Origin of the sequence: Bacteroides caecigallinarum, from assembly GCF_016901995.1 — a bacterium.
GTDB lineage: Bacteria > Bacteroidota > Bacteroidia > Bacteroidales > Bacteroidaceae > Phocaeicola > Phocaeicola cellulolyticus.
On the sequence record NZ_JACJLE010000041.1, the window covers coordinates 1 to 23,945 of the forward strand.

The following is a 23,945-nucleotide window of genomic DNA, read 5'->3' on the forward strand; positions in this document are numbered from 1 at the left end:
AGATAGAGAGCAAGGACTATGCCCTGCCTTTCGAATGTGACGGAAGGAAGCTGGTGAAAGTGGGTGTGAACTTCAGCTATGAGAAGAGGAATGTGGAGAGGTGGATTGTTAAATAAGAGTTGTCAGTTTTTAGTTGTTTGGACAGGGTGACCAGTTACAATTTGACTAATTTTCCTTCATTGTGCGACGAATTTGGTTAGATTGCAAAATAACATTATATTTGCAGGTACAGCATCAAATAGAAATGTTTATCTGCAGTTCCCGTATTTCACTAAGGAACTCGGAGAATGTGAAACTTTATATGACAAACTTATTTATACTCTTAAAAATATGCAACATTGGAACAGAATGCCTGACGCGCTGAAAGAACAGGTGTTTAACAGACTGAATGAACTTGCGGCAGTGGCAAATCTTTCGCTGGAAGACCGTATAGCGTATGACAAAGCTTTGGACAGATATAGAGTGAGCCGGATTGTGGAAGAAGATGCAAGGGAAGCCGGATGGAAAAAAGGAATTGAGGAAGGTAGAGCGAAAGGCATAGCCGAAGGTAGAGCCGAAGGCATAGCTGAAGGTAGAGCTGAAGGTAGAGCGGAAGGTAGAGCGGAAGGCATAACAGAAGGCATAACTAGAGGTGTAACTGAAGAAAGAATAAGAAATGCCCGCACTATGAAAGAAATAGGGATTCCTATGGAACAAATAGTAAAGGTGACCGGACTGACTGAAACTGAAATTGAAGAATTATAGATTTCAGTTTAACTTTATAAATCATTGGTTCGGTAATATTATATCTTCCAGCGCTTTTCTGACATACCCCATCTGCATATCACGGGGCTTGAGTATTTCTCCATCGTACTGGAGCAAATCTATATCTAAAGGTACAATGCTTGTGGACTTGGAATCTGATCCGCGTCCGCAGGCTTTTTCTATTTCCTTGAAGCGGTGTTTCAACTCGGATATGCCCATGCTGGTGGTGAAGACGGCGGCGCGGTTGTGATAGTCGGGGACGGGGACGGAAACGCCTTCGGCAGGGGTGACAACGGTTTCGCCCCAGAGAATGTCGGGGAAAAGGGTTGAGAGGGTTTCAACAGCCTTTGTGATATTGAAGGATGGGTTGTGATTTGACCCGATACATATGATACAAGTTTTCATTTTTGACAGCGGTTCTGGAAAGGTATTGTATTCTTTTGCATTATTTTGCATACAAATTTATGAATTTCTTCGTAATTTTGCATATCAATGAATCAATTATAAATTTCGAAAGTGGACAGAAGAACTATACCGGCTATCGACTGTATAGCCGATTTCAATATAAAAAGACCGGTAAAGAAAATCATGCCTAACGGTGTGGCTCTCAACATCATAGATACCGGAATGGAGGACGTGATAAGACTGGATCTGGTGATTGGCAGCGGACAGCTGGACCAGAGTTTCCCGCTACAGGCCATGATGACAAACAGGATGCTCAGGGAGGGTACAAGGAAGATGACTTCGGCTGAAATAGCCGAGAAACTGGACTTCTACGGGGCATGGCTGGACTTGTCGTCGTCGGTGAACAGCGGATTCATCACTCTTTATTCGCTGGGAAAATTCTTTGAGAAGACTATCGGGGTGCTGGCGCAGATGGTGAAGGAGCCTGTGTTTCCTGAAAGGGAACTGAGGATTGTGACGGAAGCCAACAAGCAGATGTATCTGGTGAACGCTCAGAGGGTGGAGGTGATGGCGAGAAAAAGGCTTAACAAGGAGCTGTTCGGACCGGAACATCCGCTGGGCAGATTTGCAGAGACGGAGGACTACGAGAGGCTGTCGGTGGAGATGCTGAAGGATTTCTACAGGGAGAACTACTACTCGGACAACTGTACGATGTTCGTGGCCGGAAGGGTTACGGACAGGGTGCTGAAGTGCATTGAGGAGCATTTCGGGGATACTCCATGGGGCGAGAACAGAAAGAAGACCAATCCTGTGATGCCGGAACCGAGGGGGGCCGTGCAGAAGAGGGTGACTGTGGAGAAAAAGGACGGAATGCAGAGCTCGGTGAAGATCGGGTGCCTGCTGCCGGACAGAAAGCATGAGGATTTCCTGGACCTGAAGGTGATGAACACTATTATGGGAGGATACTTCGGAAGCAGGCTGATGAAGAACATCAGGGAGGACAAGGGTTATACCTACGGCATAGGTTCGGGAATAGTGTCGTATCCGGGACTGAGCATGCTGGTGATAAGCACGGAGACGGGCAACGAGTATGTGGAGAGCGTTATAAAAGAGGTGAAGGCAGAGACGGACAGGCTGAAGAGTACGCTTGCCGACAGGGATGAACTGAACATGGTGAAGAACTATATGATGGGGGACATCTGCAGGGCTTACGAGAACGCGCTGTCGATAACGGAGGCGTGGATTTATGTGCATACTGCCGGTACGGACGAGAATTTCTTCGACAGATCCGTGGAGTCGATAAAGAATATAACGGAGAAAAGGATTATGGAGCTGGCGGAAAAGTATCTGGACTGGAACGGAATGGTCGAGATAGTGGCGGGCAATGTTTAATTTTCAAAAGAAAGGAAGGATTATGAATTTGAGAATATACGGGTTGGCTGTGTGTGTGATGATGGCGTGCGGAATGGCGGAAGCACAACTGGCCGTGGGATACTATAAGTTTAAGAACGGGGCGGAATATTCTGGACAGCTGAAAAGGAGAAAACCGAACGGCATGGGAAGGACGGTGTATCCGAACGGCGACATGTACGAAGGTGAATATACCAAAGGCAAAAGGAATGGTGAGGGCACGATGATGCTGAACATAGGCGAAAGGTATATAGGAGAATGGAGCGAGGACATGAAGCAGGGACAGGGCACTTACTACTTTGCGAACAACAACATGTACAAGGGTACGTGGATGGAGGACATGCAGGAGGGTGAAGGTGTGATGGACTACTTCAACGGAGACATATATACGGGAACGTGGAGCAGAAGCAAAAGAAACGGACTGGGGAAATATGTCTGGACAGGAGGAGCCGTGTATGAGGGGGAATGGAGAAACGACCTGAAGGACGGAAAAGGAAAAATGACCTGGGAAGACGGGTCGAAATACGAAGGGGAATGGAGAGACGGATTCAGACATGGCAAGGGTACGTTTACTTATACGAACGGCGACAAATATACCGGAGAGTGGAAGGATGACATGCAGGACGGAAAAGGTGTGTATTACTTCCACAACGGGGAGAGATATGAGGGTGAATATGCCAACGGAGAGAGAACCGGAAGGGGCGTTTATACGTACCCGAACGGGGATACTTACGAGGGTGAGTTCAACAATGGCAAACAGGAAGGAAAGGGTACGTTCAAATGGGCGAACGGTGCCGTATATACCGGGGAATGGAAGGAAAACGAAAGGAACGGTTACGGCAAGTATGTCTGGGCGAACGGCGACATATACGAAGGCAACTGGAAGAACAACATGGCCGAAGGAAAAGGCAAGTTGAAAATGACTGATGGCTCGGTATATACGGGTGACTTCGTGAGAGGAAAGGAACACGGAAAGGGCGTGCTGACTGAAAAGGACGGAACGGTGTTCGAAGGTGAATTCAAGAACGGCAAAAAAGACGGGGAATTCATAGAAAAGGATGCCGGAGGAAAAGTCATCAGAAAAGGAACTTTTAAGAATGGAAGGCTACTGGATGACAAAAAAATGTAAAATCATAACAAAAAGGAGGGCTTTCGGGCTTTTTTTTTTAGTTTTTTTTCTTTCCTTGAAAAATTAATGTATTTTTGTAGGTAGGGAGGTCAGATTTCAACGGACTGACCTAAAAACTCACGAACTTAAAAACTTAAATAATTATGGACAAAGTCTTGAACATTATTAAAAATGACCCGTGGTTGGAACCATATGCAGACGCCATTAACGGAAGACACGAAATGGTGATAAGAAAAGAAAAGGAACTGACTAAAAGATGCTCTCTGGAAGAATTCGCATCAGGACATTTATATTTCGGCTTACATAAGATCAAAGAGGGGAAAGAGACTAAATGGGTACTGAGGGAATGGGCCCCGAATGCCACTGCCATATATCTGGTGGGTGACTTCAACGGATGGAAGGAGACACCGGAATATAAACTGAACAAAATCAAGAAAACCGAAAACTGGGAAATAGAACTGCCGGGAAAGGCCATGAAACATGGCGACCTGTTCAAACTGAAAGTGTATTGGAGCAACGGATGCGGAGAACGTATCCCTGCATGGGCCACAAGAGTGGTGCAGGACGAAAATACAAAGATTTTCAGCGCTCAGGTGTGGGATCCGGCTAAACCATATAAATTCAAAAAGAAAGTATTCATCCCTAATGTGGGACCGCTGATGATTTACGAATGCCATATAGGTATGGCTCAGGATGCGGAAAAGGTGGGTACGTACAACGAATTCAGAGAAAACATATTGCCTAGAATTGCGAAGGACGGATATAACTGCATACAGATTATGGCGATACAGGAACATCCGTACTACGGCAGCTTCGGATATCATGTGTCGAGCTTCTTCGCTCCGTCGTCAAGATTCGGTACACCGGACGAACTGAAACAGCTTATCGACACTGCTCACCAGATGGGCATCGCGGTGATTATGGATATTGTGCACTCGCATGCGGTGAAGAATGAGGTGGAAGGCCTGGGCAACTTTGCTGGTGATCCGAACCAGTATTTCTATCAGGGGGACAGAAGGGAACACCCGGCGTGGGACTCGCTGTGCTTCGACTACGGAAAGAACCAGGTGATGCACTTCCTGCTTTCAAACTGCAAGTACTGGATGGAGGAATTCAAGTTCGACGGCTTCAGATTTGACGGCGTGACTTCGATGCTGTACTACAGCCACGGACTGGGAGAAGCGTTCTGCAACTATGGTGACTACTACAACGGTCATCAGGATGACAATGCCATCTGCTATCTGACTTTGGCTAACAAGCTTATACATTCCATAAATCCCAGGGCTATCACTATAGCCGAGGAGGTTTCGGGTATGCCGGGACTGGCTGCTCCGTTTGAGGACGGCGGTTACGGATTCGACTACAGAATGGCGATGAACATTCCTGACTACTGGATAAAGATTATCAAGGAGAGAAGGGATGAGGACTGGAAACCGTCGAGCATGTTCTGGGAGGTGACAAACAGAAGAAAGGACGAGAAGACTATCTCTTACTGCGAAAGCCACGACCAGGCGCTGGTGGGCGACAAGACTATCATCTTCAGACTGTGTGACGCGGATATGTACTGGCACTTCAAGAAGGGTGACGAGAACGGAGTGATACAGAGGGGTATGGCTCTGCACAAGATGATAAGACTGCTGACGGCTTCGACTATCAACGGCGGTTACCTGAACTTCATGGGTAATGAATTCGGTCATCCGGAATGGATTGACTTCCCGAGAGACGGTAACGGATGGTCGTACAAATATGCAAGAAGACAGTGGAACCTGGTGGATAACAAGGAGTTGTGCTATCACTATTTGGGTGATTTCGACCAGAAGATGGTGGAAACTATCAGAAGCGTGAAGAACATACAGAAGACTGACGTGGTGGAAATATGGCACAACGACGGCGATCAGGTGCTGGCGTACAGAAGAAAGGATCTGATTTTCGTATTCAACTTCAGCCCGACAAGATCGTTCACCGACTACGGATTCCTGGTGCCTAAAGGCTCGTACAAGGTGGTGCTGAACACTGACAGCAAGGATTTCGGTGGATTCGGTTTCAACGATGACAGCATAACTCACTTTACATGCGCCGATCCGATGTATGCAAAGGAAAAGAAGGAATGGCTGAAACTTTATCTGCCTGCAAGAACTGCAGTGGTGCTGAAAAGAGTTAAGAATTGATTATGGGATACAACAGTAATTACGGTTACAGGAAATATAACAGAACTGCCGCACGCCTGACTAATCTGGTGTGCGGCGGGCTGTTCATTATATTTGCAACTGTTTATCTGGGGTATTTCCAAAAGGACTTGCTGGAGGCTATACATTATTCGATGTCGCACGGCTACAAGGAATTCAATATAGTGCCGGCAACAATAATCATCATTACCATCCTGCTGATAATGAGGTGGGGACTGAACCTGCTAATGAGGCTCAGGGGAAGAGTGAGCGCACTGGCTTATCTGCCGTCGTTTCTGGGACTGGTGACGATGACGGGATTCGGAAGAAATCTGTATATGGAGGGGTTCTCATATGCCTGGTGGTGGGTGATGCCTGTGGCCACGGTTCTGTTCGTGGTGGCGGTGGTGATGATAAGGAAGGTGCTGAGAATACCGAAAAGCCATGGCACTGACCTGCAGCAGTCGATGATATGGAACATCGCACTGATGCTGCTGATGTCGGTGGGAACATTGTGTCTGGGAAACACGGACAGGTTTCTGCACAACGAACTGAGAATGGAGAACCTGATGGCGAAGGACATGAACGAAAAGGCGCTGAAATGTGCCGCAAAGTCGCTGAGAACCACAAGGACGCTCACGGCTCTGAGGATGCTAGCCATGACTAAAGAGGGGAAAACGGGGGAACTGCTGTTCGAATATCCGCAATACTATAAATCCGACGGGATGTTCTTCGACAACGACTCGAGCAAGACCCTGAGATATACGAACGACTCGGTGTATGCTCTGATAGGCGAAAGGCCTGCTCCGGGGGAAAGGAGAATGGAGTATCTGAAAAGGATGGCATACAAGGGGGACAGCTGCTACAATGCGAGACTGTATTATCTGGCGGGACTTATGCTGCAGAAGGATATGGACGGATTTGCAAAGGCTGTGGCGGACTTCAGGATTAAGGGGGACTCGCTGACAAGATATTTCAAGGAGGCTGCCATAATGTATAAGGAGAAAAATCCGCAGTGGAGCTTCGAGATTGAAGACAAGGACAGCACCTGCCACAAACTGATGGAGAGATACAGGTACAGGCAGATGGATACCTACAAATCGAAGGACGAGGAAAGAAACAGGATGAGAATGGAATTCGGAAATACATTCAGATGGTATTATGACTATCAGGAATAACTTTTTTGGCGTACTGTGGGATACTGTACGCTTTTTTTATTAATTTTGCACACTCATAAAACAAATTATAAAAATAGCTATGGCTAAAGAACTGAAAGAACTGACCAAAAGAAGTGAAAACTATTCACAATGGTATAATGACCTGGTGGTCAAGGCGGACCTGGCTGAACAGTCGCCTGTGAGAGGATGTATGGTGATAAAACCTTACGGATATGCCATCTGGGAAAAAATGCAGAGACAGCTGGATGACATGTTCAAGGCAACAGGACATGTGAACGCATATTTCCCGCTGCTCATCCCTAAATCATACCTGAGCAGGGAGGCTGAACACGTAGAAGGTTTTGCTAAGGAATGTGCTGTAGTGACACATTACAGACTGAAAAATGCCGAAGACGGATCGGGAGTGATTGTTGATCCGAACGCGAAACTGGAAGAGGAACTTATCATCAGACCGACTTCGGAAACTATCATATGGAGTACTTACAAGAACTGGATCAACTCGTACAGAGACCTGCCTATCCTGTGTAACCAGTGGGCGAACGTAATGAGATGGGAGATGCGTACACGTCTGTTCCTGCGTACTGCGGAATTCCTGTGGCAGGAAGGTCACACTGCTCACGCTACTAGAGAAGAGGCTGAAGCTGAAGCTCAGAAGATGCTGCACGTGTATGGCGACTTTGCCGAGAAATTCATGGCTGTGCCTGTTATCAAGGGTGTGAAATCGGCCAACGAACGTTTTGCGGGTGCGCTTGACACTTACACTATTGAAGGTCTGATGCAGGACGGTAAGGCACTGCAGTGCGGTACTTCTCACTTCCTGGGACAGAACTTCGCGAAGGCATTCAACGTGCAGTTTGTGGATAAGAACAACAAGCTGGATTATGTTTGGGCTACTTCATGGGGTGTATCTACACGTCTGATGGGTGCGCTTATCATGACTCACTCTGATGACAACGGTCTGGTACTTCCTCCGCATCTGGCTCCTATACAGGTGGTTATCGTTCCTATCTACAAGAACGAGGAACAGCTGAACCAGATAAACGAGAAAGTTGACGGCATCGTGAACAAGCTGAGAAGCATGGGTATCTCTGTGAAATATGACAACGCCGACAACAAGCGTCCGGGATTCAAATTCGCTGACTACGAGCTGAAGGGTGTGCCTGTGAGACTGGTAATGGGCGGACGCGACCTGGAAAACAATACTATGGAGGTTATGCGTCGTGATACTCTGGAGAAAGAAACCCGTTCATGCGACGGCATAGAGGAATATGTAAAGAACCTGCTTGAGGACATCCAGAACAATATCTACCAGAAGGCTCTGAAATTCAGAAACGAACATATCGTGAAGGTGGATACTTATGATGAGTTCAAGGAACAGATTGAAAAGGGTGGATTCATCCTGGCTCACTGGGACGGTACTACAGAAACTGAGGAACGCATCAAGGAAGAGACTAAGGCTACTATCAGATGCCTGCCTTTCGAAGCTGACGAGGAAAGCCTGACTCCGGGTGTGGATATGGTGACAGGAAAGCCTTCGGCAAGAAGAGTGTTGTTCGCGAGAGCGTATTGATTGGAGAAAATACTACAAATAACGGCGTGTGCACAAAAAGGTGTTCACGCCGTTATTATAGTATTACATATCATCCATTGACAGTCCCTTGTAAGATATGTCATATCCTTTGAGCTCGCCAGTGGCACGCAAGAAAGCTGATGCCTTCTGTTTCAGCACTTCAATGTCAATGTTTCCAGCCTTACGTTTTACTTCGAAGAAGGTAGCTTGATTGTCCAACTCGTTCTCTGCCACAATATCTATTTCATTCTCACCTTTGCGGTCCCACCATCCGCCGATTCGCGTATAGGCTTGACGGTTGATAAGCACGCGCCTGAAATAACGTTCCAGCATCAGACCGCTGAATGTTTCGTAGTCACGATTTATAATTGTCTTCAAACTCTCGTAGTTCTCTATTTCCAACATATAGCTATATTTATATATAAAACGGAACCAGAATGTGAAGAAATTGTCTTCTATAGTATATCGGACATTCTTCGTGGAGCTCTTTTCAAACAGGGGTTGCTTCTTGGCGATAATTTCGTACTCGTTTTCCAATTTTGTCAGATAGCCACCTATTTCCCTACCAACTACACTTTCTATTTCCGAACGGGAGGTTTTACCTCTTGCTATAGCTGAAAGAATAGAAAAATAAATCCCGTAGTCTTTGCCAAACTCCTCAATAAGTATGGATTTACCTTCTCCAAGAAAAATGGAATCGGCCTTTACGATTTGTTCCAACATTCTTTCCTTGCTCGTTGCTCCGGCATCGACAAGCAACTGTACATACTTTGCTACACCTCCGGTAAAAGAATATAGAGCCAAAAGATCTTCTGACGTGTGTCCAGGATGATATTCAGACAGAATTTCCTTTAAAACAGATGGCGTAAACGGACGTACAGTCATAAAACGTGTCTGTCTGTTATATAACGGTTCTTTTTTGTCCTTGAATATCTTCGTCATCATGGAATAAATTGAACCACAAACAATCAGGTTCATATGAGCTTTCGGACTGTATATGTCCCAAATGCGCTGCATGTCGCTGTACACAGACTTGTTCACACGAAAAAAATCCTGAAATTCATCAATAAACAGCGTGACCGGACGTTCTATTGAAAGTTTCATCAGAAACTCGAACATATCGGCAAAATGTTCGGCACGTCCTATAGTAGGGATTCCCAACTTGTTTTCAATTTCAAGCCGATAGTCTTCGCACAAATCACTTTCCGCTTTGCGAGCGACAAAGAAATATAGAATGGGAGCATCATCATATGCTTTCCATATCAGTGATGTTTTGCCGATACGTCGCCGTCCGGTAACTACCGTAAACTGTGCGTTATTTTTTGCCATCTCTCGAATTTCACGAAGAGACGCAATTTCTTCTGTTCTGTCAAAAAATTTCATAGACTTATTCCTTTTTATTCTGATTTCCGAAACAGCTGTTTCGGAAACAGCCGTTTCGCTACTGCAAATATAGTGTATTTTTCTGTGAAGAGAAATATTCTGCAAAAAAATCTTAATTTTTCCCGTCCCGTAATTTATTCAACGCACTTTGTTTGTATTTTTGCAGTGAACTTATTCGCAAATATGAAAATTAAGGAAATTATTGACGCCCTTGAGATATTCGCGCCTCTGCCCCTGCAAGACGGATTTGACAATGCCGGACTGCAAGTGGGATTGACAGACGTGGAAGCTACAGGGGCTTTATTGTGTCTGGACGTTACTGAAGAGGTGGTGGAAGAAGCTATAAATCAGGGATTTAACCTGATTATATCGCATCATCCGCTGATGTTCAGAGGATATAAGTCGATCACCGGAAAGGACTATACGGAAAGGTGCATCATGACGGCTATAAAAAACGAGATAGCAATCTACTCGATGCACACAAACCTGGATAATGCGCCTAACGGGGTGAACTATAAGATAGCTGAGAAAATAGGACTGAAGAACGTTACGGTGCTGGACCCTAAAGAGTATATGCAGCAGGAAGACGGCTGCAAGAACGATACGGGCGACAGGAAGATGCCGGAATGGCTGACTGCCGGAGCGGGTGCCATTGGCGAGCTGGAGGAGCCGATGACGGAAACGGAATTCCTGAAACACGTGAAGAAGACGTTTGAAACGGGATGCGTGAAGCACACGAAGCTGACGGGACGACTGATTACGAAAGTGGCAATCTGCGGAGGTGCAGGTGCGTTCCTGATGGAAAAGGCGGTGAAACAGCATGCCGACGCGTTCGTGACTGGAGAAATAAAGTATCATGACTATTTCTACTACGAAGACAAGATTCTGGCAGCGGAAATAGGACACTACGAAAGCGAACAATATACGAAGGAAATAATTCAGGACTTGCTGAACAGAAAATTCCCGTCGCTGAGAACTGAACTGACAAGAATTAATACGAACCCAATTAAATATTTATAAGACTATGGCTAAAGAAGCAAAAAAAGACCTTTCGGAAGTAAGCGTGGAACAGAAACTTAAAGCTCTGTACAAACTGCAGACTATCCTTTCTGAAATGGATAAAATCAAGACACTGAGAGGAGAATTACCACTTGAGGTAAGAGACCTGGAAGACGAAATAACAGGCTTGAACACACGTATCGAAAAAATCAAGACTGAAATAGAGGAACTGAAGCAGAATGTGGCTACAAGAAAAATTGACATCGAATCTGCAAAGGCTTCTATTGAAAAATACAAGACTCAGCAGGACAACGTGAGAAACAACCGCGAATATGACGTGCTGACTAAGGAAATTGAATTTCAGTCGCTGGAAGTGGAACTGAACGAAAAGAGAATAAAAGAGGCTAACGCTTCGATCAAGGCTAAAGAAGAAGAGATTGTGAAAAGCCAGAACACTCTTGAAGAAAGAACAAAGGATCTGGAAGACAAGAAAAACGAACTGGACGAAATCATAGCCGAAACAAAACAGGAAGAGGAAAAACTGAGAGAAAACGCAAAGGCTATCGAAGCGGGTATCGAACCCAGACTTCTGCAGGCTTTCAAACGTATCAGAGGTAACTCAAGAAACGGACTTGGTATCACTTACGTGCAGAGAGGTGCTTGCGGCGGTTGCTTCAACAAGATTCCGGCTCAGAGACAGCTTGACATCAGAATGAGAAAGAAAATCATTGTATGCGAGTACTGCGGTAGAATCATGGTTGACCAGGAACTTGCAGGTGTGGCTCCGGTGGAAACTGAAGTGAAGGAAACAAAACCGACAAGAAGAACCAGAACTTCGGCAAGCCAGGACGAATAAGAAAACAGGTGAATTTCTAATATAATAAAGGACAGGACCGGAAACGTGGAGGAACAATTTCCATGTGCGGTCCTGTCCGTTTTTTTTACAAATCGGTGTAAAGGGGAACGGATGGAAGGAATGTGCAGCGGCCGCTGTTGTAATCGACCTTGCAGCAGTAATGGGTGATGCCATTGGTGACAATCAGATAATCGACCTTGAGAACTATGTTGTAGCGGGTAATCTGATTGAAAACTTGTTGAGAAATATTTACATCGGGGGCCTTGTACTCGACTATCATGCGGGGAGAAAGCGAAGGGGAATAAAGCACGGTGTCGCAACGGCGCGATGTGGAGTTGAGCTTTATGCTGACTTCGTTGGCAAGGAGTCCGGACGGATAGCCGCGGTGAGTGATGAGGTAGTGAACAAAATGCTGGCGTACCCATTCTTCGGGAGTAAGGGCTACGTATTTCTTCCTCAAAATATCAAACACTTGTTTCTTGCCGCTGACGTCGGCAATTTTAAGAGGCGCGAATGGCAGGTTTAATGATAACATTTCGTATATTTGCATTAATTGTTTTGTCCGATACAATTTTTGTAACGGAAATTTATCAACTACAAAGTTAATAAAACGGGATGAAACCCTAAAACCAACACGGAATAATTTAAAGAAATCATGACTTACGAAGATATAGCCAAGGACATAAAGAACGGAAAGTTCGCACCGGTCTATCTGCTGATGGGTGAAGAGGACTACTACATAGACAGAATTTCGGACTACATAGTGGAAAAAGCGCTGGACGAAAACGAGAAGGAATTCAACCTGACAATTATGTATGGTCTGGATACTGACATGGCGAGCGTGGTGAACAACGCGAAACGGTATCCGATGATGTCGGAACATCAGGTGGTGGTGGTGAAGGAAGCGCAGAACCTGAGATCGTGGGAGGAGCTCTCGTTCTACATGCAGAAACCGCTTACATCGACTATCCTCGTGTTCTGCTACAAGCACGGCACTCTGGACAGAAGGAAGAAGATTGTGGCGGAGATAGAAAAGAACGGCGTGGTGTTCGAATCGAAGAAGCTGAAGGAAAATCTGCTGCCGGGGTTCATCACGACGTACATGAAAAGGCGGAAGATGGAGATTGACGACACTGCGGCACAACTGATGGCGGAATTCGTGGGAAACGACCTGAACAGACTGGCGGGGGAACTGGACAAGCTTATCATCACGATGCCTAAGGACAGGAACAGGATTACTCCGGTGGAGATAGAAAGGAATATCGGTATAAGCAAGGACTATAACAACTTCGAGCTGAAAAACGCGCTTATAACGAAGGATACGCTGAAGGCGAACAAGATTGTGAAGTACTTCAGCGATAATCCGAAGAGTAATCCGCTGCAGCCTACACTGGCGCTGCTGTTCAACTACTTCTCGAACCTGATGGTGGCGTATTACGCGCCGGAACGCACTGAAAACGGTTTGGCGGCTTACCTGGGACTGAAGTCGCCATGGCTGGCAAAAGAGTATATCGCGGGCATGAAAGCTTATACGGGCGTGAAGGTGATGAACATCATAACGCAAATAAGGCTCTGTGACGCACGATCGAAAGGAATAGGTAATGTATCACTGTCGCCGGGAGAACTGCTCAGAGAACTCGTCTATTTCATTCTACACTGATGTTTACGGTCAAGAGACGGTAGAATATTACGGAATATAGCAAAAACAGCATAACAGAAGCTCTATCCTTACAGGGATGGGGCTTTTTTTGTGCCTATACACTTACAAATGGCAAATGGCACGAGATTTTAAAATTTACGGGCAAATTCATCTGTACGGAAATTTTCAATTCTCAGCGATTTTGTAAATAAACGGTAGTGAGGTTTACATCTGTAATGAGTAAAGACGCTTATTTTTGTAAAATTACATATGTAAATAGGTAACATTTGTATATACAAAAGTAAATTCCATGACAATTATAAGCAGATATACAATTGTAATAGGGTAGGGAATACAACTGTAACTAATTGACTACTAAACACTTCACATGTGTAAATGTATAAGTTTACATAGGATATGCACGGATATAATCCGCTATATTTCAGATATTTAGACGAAATATGCAAGAATTGGCTTTAAGTGATATACAGAAAAAGGCTATATATGGGCAAAAACGGTCTGAATGTACATTTATACATATATGTAACTGATATATAATCAAGGTATTAGCTATAATATACAAAGTTAAGATTAAAGGAATATACACTTGTAAAGTTTTACTCTTGTATATGATTTACATTTGTATTTACATTTGTAATATTTACATTTATTGTTGTAAATTTTGTTTTGTAAAATCTTATGTTTACCTTTGTAACGAAATAAAAAATTATAATTCCATTTGTAAATGAAGGACAGGATCATCCAAATCATGCGTTCGGCAGGTTTAAGCAACGCCGACTTCGCAGATAAAATAGGAATTTCGACATCGTCGCTATCGCATATATTCAGCGGAAGGAACAATCCGAGTCTGGATGTGGTGAAGCGAATCCACAAATCATTCCCTTCGATAAGCCTTAACTGGATTTTGTACGGTGAAGGCAACATGTACACTTCGGACACGGAAAAAGACATGTCTGACAGGAACGACCATGCAACGGCAGACGATAGCCCGGAAAGAACAGGCGGCATGCCTCTGTTTGAAAACGCCGAGAATCCGGAAAACACGGGCAGCGGGCAGTTTTATTTCGATTTTCGCAAGGAGAAGCCATCGGAAACGCCTGTTTATGCACCTAAAGAATCTGAAAAAGAGGTGGTTAGATATATAGAAAAGCCTGCTCCAAAAATCACTGAAATAAGAATTTTCTATGATAACGGCACTTTTGAGGTGTTCAAACCGGAAAACAAGTAAATACGGGACTGAACTTTAACAGATCTGCAGAGGAGTTACACCTTATATATAATAAGACAGGCGGCACCTCGGAATTAAAAGTTGAAAACGGAGTTTTCACTTTGTACTTCACTCGGTTTGCACTATCTTTAGATAAGATAGGCGGCACCTCGGAATTAAAAGTTGAAAACGGAGTTTTCACTTTGTACTTCACTCGGTTTGCACTATCTTTGTATCCAAAATGATTTTATCCGGTTTTTTATGAAAAAATACATTTTAGATTTGACTGTAACAGAGAACATACGTCTGCACAACAACTATGTTCTCATAAAGCTGACACAGGACAAACCGCTTCCTGAAATGCTTCCCGGACAATTTGCGGAAATACGTATCGACGGTTCGAACACGACTTTCCTGCGACGTCCGATTTCAATAAACTATGTTGACCGCGCGAATAACGAAGTGTGGTTCCTTGTACAACTGGTAGGCGACGGAACTAGAAAACTTGCCACTGTGGAAAAGGGTGATACGGTGAACGTGGTTCTTCCGCTGGGCAACGGATTTACAATGCCTGAAAGTACAGAAAAGAAGCTTCTGCTTGTGGGCGGAGGTGTTGGTACAGCTCCTATGCTGTACATGGGCGAGGCTCTGAAGAAGATGGGTTGCAAGCCTGTATTCCTGTTGGGAGCACGTTCGGCAAACGACCTTCTGCAACTTGACGAGTTCAAGGCTTTGGGTGAGGTTTATACCACTACCGAAGACGGTTCGGCCGGCGAAAAGGGTTATGTGACTATGCACAGTGTATTGAAGAATGTGAAGTTCGACATGATTTATACATGCGGTCCGAAACCTATGATGATGGCTGTGGCTAAATATGCGAAGGAGAACGACATTGAATGTGAGGTGTCATTGGAGAATACAATGGCGTGCGGCGTAGGTGCATGTCTGTGCTGCGTGGAGAACACTCAGGAAGGTCACGTGTGTGTATGTAAAGAGGGTCCGGTATTTAATTATAAGAAATTATTATGGCAGATTTAAGCGTAAACATAGGAAAGCTGAACATGGCTAACCCGGTGATGACTGCATCGGGAACTTTCGGCTACGGTCTGGAATTCGAAGATTTCGTGGACCTGGAAAAAATTGGCGGTATCATAGTGAAAGGTACTACACTGCATCACCGCGAAGGTAACCCTTATCCGCGTATGGCAGAGACTCCGATGGGTATGCTGAACGCTGTGGGACTACAGAACAAGGGTGTACATTATTTCGTGGAAAACATCTATCCGAAGATCAAGGATATCAAGACTAATATGATAGTGAACGTGTCGGGTTCACAGATTGAAGACTATGCGGAAACTGCACGTATCATCAACGAACTGGAGAACATTCCGGCTATCGAACTGAACATCTCTTGCCCTAACGTGAAACAGGGAGGTATGGCTTTCGGTGTGACTGCAAAGGGTGCCGAAGAGGTGGTAAAAGCAGTAAGAGATGTTTACAAGAAAACTCTTATCGTGAAACTCTCGCCTAACGTGACTGACATCACTGAAATAGCCCGTGCGGCTGAAGGTGCAGGTGCGGACAGCGTGTCGCTTATCAATACTCTGCTGGGTATGGCTATCAATGCCGAAAAGCGCAAACCGGTGCTTTCGACTATCACCGGAGGTATGAGCGGTGCTGCAGTGAAACCTATCGCTCTGAGAATGGTCTGGCAGGTGGCTAAGGCTGTGAAGATTCCTGTAATCGGACTGGGCGGTATCATGAACTGGAGAGACGCTGTAGAGTTCATGCTTGCAGGTGCAACTGCCATCCAGATTGGTACTGCAAACTTTATCGATCCTGCCATTACAGTGAAAGTGGCTGAAGGTATCAACGACTATCTGGAACGCCACGGATATTCATCGGTACGCGATATTATCGGGGCACTGGAGGTGTAATAATATATAAAGAAATAAAGAGAAATCCCGTGAAGCAATCACTGAATGTTTCACGGGATTTCTGTTTTTTATACCTTATAATATTACTATATCACTCTAATACTATATTACTTTTTCTCAATCCTGAAGCAGGTCCGGACGAAGGCGTTTGGTACGTTCGAGCGACTGCTGGAATTCCCATTCGCGTATCTTCGCTTCATGACCTGAAAGAAGGATATCTGGTACTTTCCAACCTTTGTATTCGGCAGGACGGGTATATACGGGAGGAGCCAGAAGATTGTCCTGGAAAGAATCGGACAAAGCTGACTGCTCGTCAGAAATCACTCCCGGGATGATACGTACGATGGCGTCGGTGATGACAGCAGCGGCAAGCTCGCCACCGGTGAGGACATAGTCGCCTATGCTTATTTCCTTGGTGATGAAATGTTCACGGATACGGTAGTCGATTCCCTTGAAATGTCCGCAAAGAATCATGAGATTTTCCTTCAGGGAAAGAGTGTTGGCCATAGGCTGGTCGAACTTCTCGCCGTCGGGACTTGTAAAGATTATTTCATCGTAATGACGCTGTTCCTTAAGGGCTGTGATGCAACGGTCGATAGGCTCTATCTTCATCACCATACCGGCACAACCGCCGAAAGGATAATCGTCAACACGACGGTATTTGTCGAGAGTATAGTCGCGAAGATTGTGGATGTAAATCTCTGCAATACCTTTTTTCTGCGCACGGCTCATTATCGAGCAGTTGAAAAAGCCCTCAATCATCTCAGGCAATACTGTTATAATGTCTATTCTCATATATAGTTTGGGAGTTTTTTGTTTTTAGTTGTTAGTAGTTGCAAAAATACACATTATCCTCCGTACTTATGGCGGCAGGATGAGTTTTTTTGCTAAATTTGCATTGCTAACATCGTAAATATTATGACAAATCCTGAAATTGAAAGAATATATCAGCTGCGTGAAGAGCTTCACACACATAATTATAATTACTATGTACTGAATTCGCCTGTGATAAGCGACATCGAGTTTGACCATATGATGCGCGAACTGCAGGATCTGGAAGCCAAATATCCGGAAACATATGACGAGAACTCGCCTACAATGAGGGTGGGAAGCGATATCAACAAGGATTTTGTGCAGGTGGAACACAGGTATCCTATGCTTTCGCTGGGTAACACATACTCCGAGGAGGAGGTTACGGACTTCTATGAGAGGGTGAGAAAATCGCTTAACGAGGACTTCGAAATTTGCTGCGAAATGAAATTCGACGGCACTTCGATATCACTTACTTACGAGAACGGCAAGCTGGTGCGTGCAGTGACACGTGGAGACGGAGTGAAAGGTGACGATGTGACAAACAACGTGAAGACCATACGCACCATTCCTCTGGTTCTGAAAGGTGACAACTATCCGAAGGAATTCGAGATACGAGGTGAGATACTTATGCCGTGGGAGGTGTTCGAAAAGCTGAACAAGGAACGTGAGGCACGCGAGGAGCCTCTGTTTGCCAACCCGAGAAACGCGGCTTCGGGTACGCTGAAACTGCAAAACTCGTCTGTAGTGGCATCGAGAAAGCTTGACGCATATCTTTATTATCTTCTGGGTGACAACCTGCCATGTGACGGACATTACGAAAATCTGCAGGAAGCACGCAAATGGGGATTCAAGATTTCGGACACTACACGCAAGGTGAAGACTCTGCAGGAGGTGTTCGACTTCATAAAATACTGGGATACGGAAAGAAAGAACCTGCCTGTGGCTACCGACGGAATTGTACTGAAAGTGAACTCCATCAGACAGCAGAAGAACCTGGGATATACGGCGAAATCGCCTCGATGGGCAATAGCGTATAAGTTTCAGGCGGAAAAGGCTCTGACGAAGCTACAAAAGGTGACATACCAGGTGGGACGTACTGGAGCCATAACACCGGTGGCAAACCTTGATCCGGTACAGCTGTCGGGTACGATAGTGAAAAGAGCATCGCTGCACAATGCGGACATTATAGAGAGTCTGGATCTGCACGAGGGTGACATGGTTTATGTGGAAAAGGGAGGCGAAATTATCCCGAAAATAACTGGCGTGGATATTGCTTCGAGAACTCCTGACAGCATGCCTGTGAAATTCATCACACACTGTCCGGAATGTGGAGAACCGCTGACCAGATTTGATGACGAAGCGGCACATTATTGCACGAACGAGGATTCATGTCCTCCGCAAATCAAGGGTAAGATAGAGCATTTCATAAGCCGTAAGGCCATGAACATAGAAGGACTGGGACCTGAAACGGTTGACCTGTTCTATCAGGAAGGAATGATAGGCAATGCAGCCGACCTGTATAATCTGCGCGAGCAGGATATTGCACGCCTGGAGCGATTCGGAGAGAAATCGGCACAGAACATCATGGCAGGTCTGGAAGCTTCGAGACAGGTAAGTTTCGAAAGGGTATTGTTTGCTCTGGGTATAAGATTCGTGGGTGAGACAGTGGCGAAAAAGCTTGCACGCTCAATAAAAAATATTGACACTCTGATGTCGGCTACCAAGGAAGAACTTATGGCCATAGACGAAATAGGAGAGAAAATTGCGGAGAGTATAATACATTTCTTCAGCAGCGAAAAGAACCGTGAACTGGTGGCCAGACTGAAAGCTGCGGGACTGAAAATGGAAATGGAAGCCGAAGAAACAGCAGCTGTATCGAACATCCTTGAGGGGCAGTCGATAGTGATAAGCGGAGTATTTGCCGTTCATTCAAGGGACGAATACAAGGACATCATAGAGAAGCACGGCGGAAAGAATGTGGGAAGTATCTCAAAGAAGACAAGTTTCATTCTGGCAGGTGAGAATATGGGGCCCAGCAAACTGGAAAAGGCACAGAAGCTGGGAATAAAGATTATGGACGAAAAAGAATTCCTGGAGCTGATAGAAAATGCTGAAAAGACTACTGTGAAGGAAGACAAGCCTGCAGAAGCTGTGGTTCCTGAAACGGTGGAAGAAAAGCCGAAAAAAGCAAAAGGGAACATACAGTTGGAATTGTTTTAGTTCAAAATTTTATCAACTTAACCAAAAAAAGTGATAGAAATATAGTTTTAAATGAAAATATTAGTACTTTTGTAATTCACAAACGAGGAATTCATTAATTTATGATACGAAAAAGATTGAAAGGAATGGGAGTGGCACTAATCACACCATTCAAAGAAGACGGAAGCGTTGATTACAATTCACTGCTCAGACTGGTGGAATATCAGGTACAGAACGGTATAGATTTTCTCTGTGTACTGGGTACAACAGCAGAGACTCCTACATTGACTGCTGAAGAAAAAAGAAAGATTAAATCACTTGTAATAGAGAGAGTTAACGGACGTGTTCCTATACTTCTCGGTGTGGGCAGCAACTGTACCCAGACTGTAATCGACACTATCAAGAATGACGACATGACTGGTGTTGACGCATTGCTGATAGCTGTACCATATTACAACAAACCTTCGCAGGAAGGTATATACCAGCACTATAAGGCCATTGCACAGTCAACTAAGCTTCCTATAGTACTTTACAACGTTCCTGGACGTACGGGAGTAAACATGACAGCAGCCACAACATTAAGGCTTGCACATGATTTCGACAATATAGTAGCCATTAAAGAGGCGTCGGGCGATATCTCGCAGATGGATGAAATAATCAAGAAGAAACCTGAAAACTTTGATGTAATCTCCGGAGACGACGGAATAACATTCCCGCTGATAACTCTGGGGGCCGTAGGTGTAATCTCTGTAATAGGTAATGCGTTCCCAAGAGAATTCAGCCGCATGACAAGACTTGCATTGGCCGGTGACTACAGCAGCGCACTGACAATACATCATCAGTTTACGGAACTCTTCAAACTTCTGTTTGTGGACGGAAATCCTGCAGGAGTGAAAGCTATGCTCAGCATGATGGGCATGATAGAAAACAAACTGAGACTTCCATTGGTTCCTACAAGAATCACTACTTACGAGGAAATGCGTAAGGTGCTGGAAGGATTGAAAGTGAAATGCTAGAACAACAGATAAATTAAGTTATAACGAAAAATGCTTTATCGTATCTTCATAACCGAACGATAAAGCATTTTTCGTTTTCTATAAATTCAAAATTTGCGGATTGGTTATCATTTTCTCCAGAAAATCGAATTCTCAGCGATTTGAAGTCAAAACAAATAAATTAAGACGTTGCTTGCAAAATAAAGGGAAAAGGGAATACCCTTTATAATTTCAGAATTTCTAATTAAACATAATACAGATTATATAAAAATCGGAGAAGGAAAAACAAAACCTTAAAGATAGTGATTTCTGATGATGTTTGCAATAAAAGCGATGAATGAATTTTGGGTGTAGAAACATACGTGAAAAAAGAAAAACCATTCCTTGAGTTTGTGGGCTCAAGGAATGGTTTACATTTCAAACAAACAATAAACAAGAAAAGTCCGGAATTACCGGACTTTTTCATTTATATAATCCTATGAACTGTAATTTCAGGAAAATCATGGAGCAGCATCAGCAATACGCCTTCCTCATTCATGTTTTTGGCTTTTACGACCATAGTAACATAATGTATGGGGGTACCACTACCGTCTGTCCGGTCTTCCATCTCATACGAACTGATAATGAAATTACGGGAGCTGAACAATGCGGAAATCTTTTTCAGAGAATCCTGATTGTGTGTAGAGAATTCCACAATCATGCTCCTCAGGCTTATACCTTTGAAGAAATAATTCAGAACTTCCACACCAATAAGGAAAAGTACAGTGGCGGTTATTCCTATAGTGTACATACCGGCACCGATGGCAAGCCCGATTCCAGATGTAGCCCATATTCCTGCGGCAGTAGTCAGACCACGTACAATCTGCTTCTGTAGCAGTATTATAGTACCTGCACCTATAAAACCTATTCCACTCACTACCTGAGCAGCAAGACGGCTCGGGTCGAGTCTCACAAGATTAGCCTCAAGCACATCAGAAAAACCATATTGAGAGACAATCATCAGCAGCGCACTTCCCAAGGCTACAAGAAAATGAGTTCTATATCCAGCCTCCTTTGAACGGTATTCCCTTTCCAGACCTATTATAACTCCCATAAGGCTGGCAACAACCAACCTTATAATAAATTCTGTGTACATTTCCATAATCCAAAATGCTTATACACAAATATAAACATTGTTTATGAAAAAAACAAGGAACAGGTCAGTCAACTCTTCATTTCACCCTATCCATTCTGACTATCAGTTCATCTCCAAGCTCGCTCTTTATCTTTATATGCTCCAATACAGCTTTTACGAAAGGATTGCTTTCAAAATCGCCTCTCACCTGTTCGAAATCAAGCCTTTGTTCCTCTCTGGTTCCGTCGGCACCGAAGCCTGTCATGGCTGAAAGAGAGAACTCCTTCTTGGCATCTTCATAGACCATTCTGTCAAGACCTATTACTGCCTCTTTCCACTTTTCTACGATGCTTATAATATCTTCTTTTGTTATTTTATCGGCATCCAGACCAAAGAATTCAAGCATCTTGCCATATGCCCAAGTCCACTCGTATGTATAGTAGTTATTATGCATCTCTGTAAGGCGGGCATCAATCTTTTCTACAGAATCAAGCACTCCGTTTTCGATATCAGCCATCAGACGGTCTATTTCGCTACGAGGGGCGATAAGTCCGGAAACGTCAACCCATTCTCCTGTACCTATGGCAGTGTCCGGCTTGAGTCTTTCGCGGATTTCCTCGTCGGTCTTGAATTCGGTTATCTCTAGACGTTTTATCACTGAGTTTCCGAGGAACTTGGTTATACCTGTCTCATAGAACTTTATACCTTTATTAAGAGATGAATTTTTGATCTTGGCACTCTGATATGAATATGTCTCTGATGTCTCTCCCGATACCCTTGCAAGGTCTTTCAGAATCTCACGTCCCTTGAACATCTTCTGTATGGTATATGGACTAAGAAGGTTATAGTTCACCTTATCCATGCGGCAAGGATCTTTTCGATTATCACGCTTAGGCCATTTCTGGGCATCGCGGATAGTACCCACACTGCGGAGGTTTACACCAGGCATGAGGTACGTGGTATTCTTCTCTTCTATAAGATATGAGAAAGGCAGGTTGGTAGTGTCAGGATGAGCCACGTGACGTCCCATAACGAGAGAGAAGGCTCCGATACGTGCAGGCCATAGGATATATGAGTCGGAAGCAGTCTTGGCGCCTCTCTCCATAATGCCCTGGTGGATAGGTCCCAACTTATACATGTGGTTGCTCTGGTTTGAACCGGAACCGGCATTCATGAACGAGAACATTCCGGCTATAAGAAGTGTTGACTTATGATGGGTAACAGTAAAAGGACCAGCAAAGATGGCACAAGCCTCGCCGTTTTCTTCCTGACAGTTGCAGAAGAACAGAGAATCAGACGCAGAATAGTTATGTCCCATATGGCATGACTGACCTACAAAACATCTTGTCAGCATGGTACCGTCTTCAATATGCGAACCGCTGGAAATGATGAAATCATCACAGATTACGCCGAAACCGATATGGATAGGAGCACTCTCGTTACTGTTAAGGCTACCGTTCTTCAATCTTCCCGCACTCTCTATCTTGCAGAAACTTCCGATACGCACATTCTTGATATATCCGGTATCTACAATCATCGCGTCATTGCCCACATAGCCGTATTCCGAAGCTATCTCGTCAGCATATTTCATGACCAGTGACTTCATCTTTGCAGCCAGGTCAGGACGATGTCTGTACATGGCCGCTATATAAGCCTCGTGAGCTGATAATTTGTCATGGATTATAACCTCACGACCACCGGTTTCACTCAGCACGGATACTTCGGTACCGTTTCCGAAAGTGGAACGCTTGTCCACAATCATGCAATCAACATTCTCGATGAAAACTCTGTCCGAAATGACATAATTCGCGATATAGTTCTTTACATTCTCTATACAACAGCCGTTGCCTATGGTTACATTATGCAGAGTAGCATTTCTTATTCCAGATGACTTCTTTACTCCACCGGCAAGGGTAAACTCGCCGTTCAACTCCCCTATCCTTATCTTGCCGGACATCCTTACATGCCAGACTTTTGAAGCGTCAAAGCCTTCGGCTACAGTTACATCCGACCAGTTCTCAGCACAACACCCTTGTGCAATGAGTGTATCAATCTCAGCCTCCGTGAGATTTCTAAAAGTATGTTCCATAATAATCATTTCACTTGTTTTTTTATCATTCTAACGACAAAGATAGTAACATTTTGATATATATCTTGCTTTTATCATAAATTTCATCTATC

At 44.5% G+C, this 23,945-nt stretch carries 19 protein-coding genes and 2 pseudogenes; 15 read left to right on the forward strand and 6 right to left on the reverse strand.

Annotated elements, in window-relative coordinates; genetic code table 11:
- Together H6A61_RS15990 and H6A61_RS10925 are read left to right on the forward strand one after the other, a co-directional pair.
- Positions 1-116, forward strand: a pseudogene (locus tag H6A61_RS15990) (PD-(D/E)XK nuclease domain-containing protein); the annotation flags it as partial.
- 124 nt (positions 117-240) lie between these two features.
- Positions 241-744: pseudogene (locus H6A61_RS10925) on the forward strand (PD-(D/E)XK nuclease family transposase); the annotation flags it as partial.
- A 21-nt stretch (positions 745-765) separates the two neighbouring features.
- Here the strand turns inward: H6A61_RS10925 and H6A61_RS10930 are convergent.
- Positions 766-1,200 (reverse strand): 2-amino-4-hydroxy-6-hydroxymethyldihydropteridine diphosphokinase, encoded by a 435-nt coding sequence (locus H6A61_RS10930; protein ID WP_239469192.1) that lies wholly within the window; start codon positions 1,198-1,200, stop codon positions 766-768.
- Positions 1,201-1,251: 51 nt separating this feature from the next.
- Between H6A61_RS10930 and H6A61_RS10935 the strand changes: the two genes are divergently transcribed.
- The 5 genes from H6A61_RS10935 to proS all read left to right on the forward strand — a co-directional run bounded on the left by H6A61_RS10935 (position 1,252) and on the right by proS (position 8,601).
- Positions 1,252-2,541, forward strand: a complete 1,290-nt coding sequence (locus tag H6A61_RS10935) for a M16 family metallopeptidase (protein ID WP_346342340.1) — start codon at positions 1,252-1,254, stop codon at positions 2,539-2,541.
- Positions 2,542-2,563: 22 nt separating this feature from the next.
- Complete coding sequence (locus H6A61_RS10940) at positions 2,564-3,688, forward strand: phosphatidylinositol-4-phosphate 5-kinase (protein ID WP_204393584.1); 1,125 nt, start codon at positions 2,564-2,566, stop codon at positions 3,686-3,688.
- A gap of 143 nt (positions 3,689-3,831) precedes the next feature.
- Positions 3,832-5,856 (forward strand): alpha amylase C-terminal domain-containing protein, encoded by a 2,025-nt coding sequence (locus H6A61_RS10945; RefSeq protein ID WP_154042721.1) that lies wholly within the window; start codon positions 3,832-3,834, stop codon positions 5,854-5,856.
- Positions 5,857-5,858: 2 nt separating this feature from the next.
- On the forward strand, positions 5,859-7,031 hold the full coding sequence (locus tag H6A61_RS10950) for a DUF6057 family protein (RefSeq protein WP_204393586.1): 1,173 nt from the start codon (positions 5,859-5,861) through the stop codon (positions 7,029-7,031).
- 79 nt (positions 7,032-7,110) lie between these two features.
- On the forward strand, positions 7,111-8,601 hold the full coding sequence (gene proS / locus H6A61_RS10955; protein WP_154042723.1) for a proline--tRNA ligase: 1,491 nt from the start codon (positions 7,111-7,113) through the stop codon (positions 8,599-8,601).
- 63 nt (positions 8,602-8,664) lie between these two features.
- On the opposite strand, the gene H6A61_RS10960 is transcribed toward proS, so the two are convergent.
- Complete coding sequence (locus tag H6A61_RS10960; protein ID WP_154042724.1) at positions 8,665-9,984, reverse strand: ATP-binding protein; 1,320 nt, start codon at positions 9,982-9,984, stop codon at positions 8,665-8,667.
- Positions 9,985-10,167: 183 nt separating this feature from the next.
- Between H6A61_RS10960 and H6A61_RS10965 the strand changes: the two genes are divergently transcribed.
- The gene (locus H6A61_RS10965; RefSeq protein ID WP_204393588.1) at positions 10,168-11,004 is read left to right on the forward strand and encodes a Nif3-like dinuclear metal center hexameric protein; all 837 of its coding nucleotides are present in this window, start codon (positions 10,168-10,170) and stop codon (positions 11,002-11,004) included.
- A 4-nt stretch (positions 11,005-11,008) separates the two neighbouring features.
- On the forward strand, positions 11,009-11,839 hold the full coding sequence (locus H6A61_RS10970; RefSeq protein ID WP_204393590.1) for a zinc ribbon domain-containing protein: 831 nt from the start codon (positions 11,009-11,011) through the stop codon (positions 11,837-11,839).
- A gap of 85 nt (positions 11,840-11,924) precedes the next feature.
- Here the strand turns inward: H6A61_RS10970 and H6A61_RS10975 are convergent, their stop codons facing one another.
- Positions 11,925-12,374 carry a type I restriction enzyme HsdR N-terminal domain-containing protein gene (locus H6A61_RS10975; RefSeq protein WP_154042727.1) on the reverse strand — a complete coding sequence of 150 codons (450 nt, stop codon included), beginning with the start codon at positions 12,372-12,374 and terminating at the stop codon, positions 11,925-11,927.
- A gap of 120 nt (positions 12,375-12,494) precedes the next feature.
- Between H6A61_RS10975 and holA the strand changes: the two genes are divergently transcribed.
- The 4 genes from holA (at position 12,495) to H6A61_RS10995 (ending at position 16,643) form a co-directional block, all read left to right on the forward strand.
- Entirely contained in the window at positions 12,495-13,499 is a 1,005-nt protein-coding gene (holA, locus tag H6A61_RS10980) for a DNA polymerase III subunit delta (RefSeq protein ID WP_154042728.1), read from the forward strand.
- Positions 13,500-14,223: 724 nt separating this feature from the next.
- Positions 14,224-14,727 (forward strand): helix-turn-helix domain-containing protein, encoded by a 504-nt coding sequence (locus H6A61_RS10985; protein ID WP_204393592.1) that lies wholly within the window; start codon positions 14,224-14,226, stop codon positions 14,725-14,727.
- A gap of 240 nt (positions 14,728-14,967) precedes the next feature.
- Positions 14,968-15,744, forward strand: coding sequence for a dihydroorotate dehydrogenase electron transfer subunit (locus tag H6A61_RS10990; protein WP_154042730.1), 777 nt, complete (start codon positions 14,968-14,970; stop codon positions 15,742-15,744).
- Positions 15,732-16,643, forward strand: coding sequence for a dihydroorotate dehydrogenase (locus H6A61_RS10995; RefSeq protein WP_204393594.1), 912 nt, complete (start codon positions 15,732-15,734; stop codon positions 16,641-16,643). The genes H6A61_RS10990 and H6A61_RS10995 overlap by 13 nt, the downstream gene beginning before the upstream one ends.
- Positions 16,644-16,760: 117 nt before the next feature.
- Here the strand turns inward: H6A61_RS10995 and trmD are convergent, their stop codons facing one another.
- The gene (gene trmD / locus H6A61_RS11000) at positions 16,761-17,438 is read right to left on the reverse strand and encodes a tRNA (guanosine(37)-N1)-methyltransferase TrmD (RefSeq protein WP_204393596.1); all 678 of its coding nucleotides are present in this window, start codon (positions 17,436-17,438) and stop codon (positions 16,761-16,763) included.
- 123 nt (positions 17,439-17,561) lie between these two features.
- On the opposite strand from trmD, the gene ligA reads away from it, so the two are divergent.
- Complete coding sequence (ligA, locus tag H6A61_RS11005) at positions 17,562-19,676, forward strand: NAD-dependent DNA ligase LigA (protein WP_204393598.1); 2,115 nt, start codon at positions 17,562-17,564, stop codon at positions 19,674-19,676.
- A 101-nt stretch (positions 19,677-19,777) separates the two neighbouring features.
- A complete protein-coding gene (gene dapA / locus H6A61_RS11010) occupies positions 19,778-20,671 on the forward strand; it encodes a 4-hydroxy-tetrahydrodipicolinate synthase (RefSeq protein WP_204393600.1) in 894 nt (297 codons plus the stop codon).
- Positions 20,672-21,116: 445 nt separating this feature from the next.
- Here dapA and H6A61_RS11015 read toward each other — a convergent pair whose 3' ends face one another.
- The gene (locus H6A61_RS11015; protein ID WP_204393602.1) at positions 21,117-21,791 is read right to left on the reverse strand and encodes an MgtC/SapB family protein; all 675 of its coding nucleotides are present in this window, start codon (positions 21,789-21,791) and stop codon (positions 21,117-21,119) included.
- Between the two features lie 70 nt (positions 21,792-21,861).
- Positions 21,862-23,853, reverse strand: a complete 1,992-nt coding sequence (locus tag H6A61_RS11020) for a DUF4954 family protein (RefSeq protein WP_154042736.1) — start codon at positions 23,851-23,853, stop codon at positions 21,862-21,864.
- Positions 23,854-23,945: the final 92 nt, after the last annotated feature.

Bases quoted from the DNA above. Each gene is read 5' to 3' on its own strand.
- H6A61_RS10985 (WP_204393592.1), top strand. From the start codon at position 14,224: ATGAAGGACAGGATCATCCAAATCATGCGTTCGGCAGGTTTAAGCAAC.
- H6A61_RS10930 (WP_239469192.1), bottom strand. From the start codon at position 1,200: ATGCAAAATAATGCAAAAGAATACAATACCTTTCCAGAACCGCTGTCA.
- H6A61_RS10945 (WP_154042721.1), top strand. From the start codon at position 3,832: ATGGACAAAGTCTTGAACATTATTAAAAATGACCCGTGGTTGGAACCA.
- H6A61_RS10950 (WP_204393586.1), top strand. From the start codon at position 5,859: ATGGGATACAACAGTAATTACGGTTACAGGAAATATAACAGAACTGCC.
- H6A61_RS10940 (WP_204393584.1), top strand. From the start codon at position 2,564: ATGAATTTGAGAATATACGGGTTGGCTGTGTGTGTGATGATGGCGTGC.
- H6A61_RS10960 (WP_154042724.1), bottom strand. From the start codon at position 9,984: ATGAAATTTTTTGACAGAACAGAAGAAATTGCGTCTCTTCGTGAAATT.
- holA (WP_154042728.1), top strand. From the start codon at position 12,495: ATGACTTACGAAGATATAGCCAAGGACATAAAGAACGGAAAGTTCGCA.
- H6A61_RS10995 (WP_204393594.1), top strand. From the start codon at position 15,732: ATGGCAGATTTAAGCGTAAACATAGGAAAGCTGAACATGGCTAACCCG.
- H6A61_RS10970 (WP_204393590.1), top strand. From the start codon at position 11,009: ATGGCTAAAGAAGCAAAAAAAGACCTTTCGGAAGTAAGCGTGGAACAG.
- proS (WP_154042723.1), top strand. From the start codon at position 7,111: ATGGCTAAAGAACTGAAAGAACTGACCAAAAGAAGTGAAAACTATTCA.
- H6A61_RS10975 (WP_154042727.1), bottom strand. From the start codon at position 12,374: ATGTTATCATTAAACCTGCCATTCGCGCCTCTTAAAATTGCCGACGTC.
- H6A61_RS11015 (WP_204393602.1), bottom strand. From the start codon at position 21,791: ATGGAAATGTACACAGAATTTATTATAAGGTTGGTTGTTGCCAGCCTT.
- H6A61_RS10965 (WP_204393588.1), top strand. From the start codon at position 10,168: ATGAAAATTAAGGAAATTATTGACGCCCTTGAGATATTCGCGCCTCTG.
- H6A61_RS11020 (WP_154042736.1), bottom strand. From the start codon at position 23,853: ATGGAACATACTTTTAGAAATCTCACGGAGGCTGAGATTGATACACTC.
- ligA (WP_204393598.1), top strand. From the start codon at position 17,562: ATGACAAATCCTGAAATTGAAAGAATATATCAGCTGCGTGAAGAGCTT.
- trmD (WP_204393596.1), bottom strand. From the start codon at position 17,438: ATGAGAATAGACATTATAACAGTATTGCCTGAGATGATTGAGGGCTTT.
- H6A61_RS10990 (WP_154042730.1), top strand. From the start codon at position 14,968: ATGAAAAAATACATTTTAGATTTGACTGTAACAGAGAACATACGTCTG.
- dapA (WP_204393600.1), top strand. From the start codon at position 19,778: ATGATACGAAAAAGATTGAAAGGAATGGGAGTGGCACTAATCACACCA.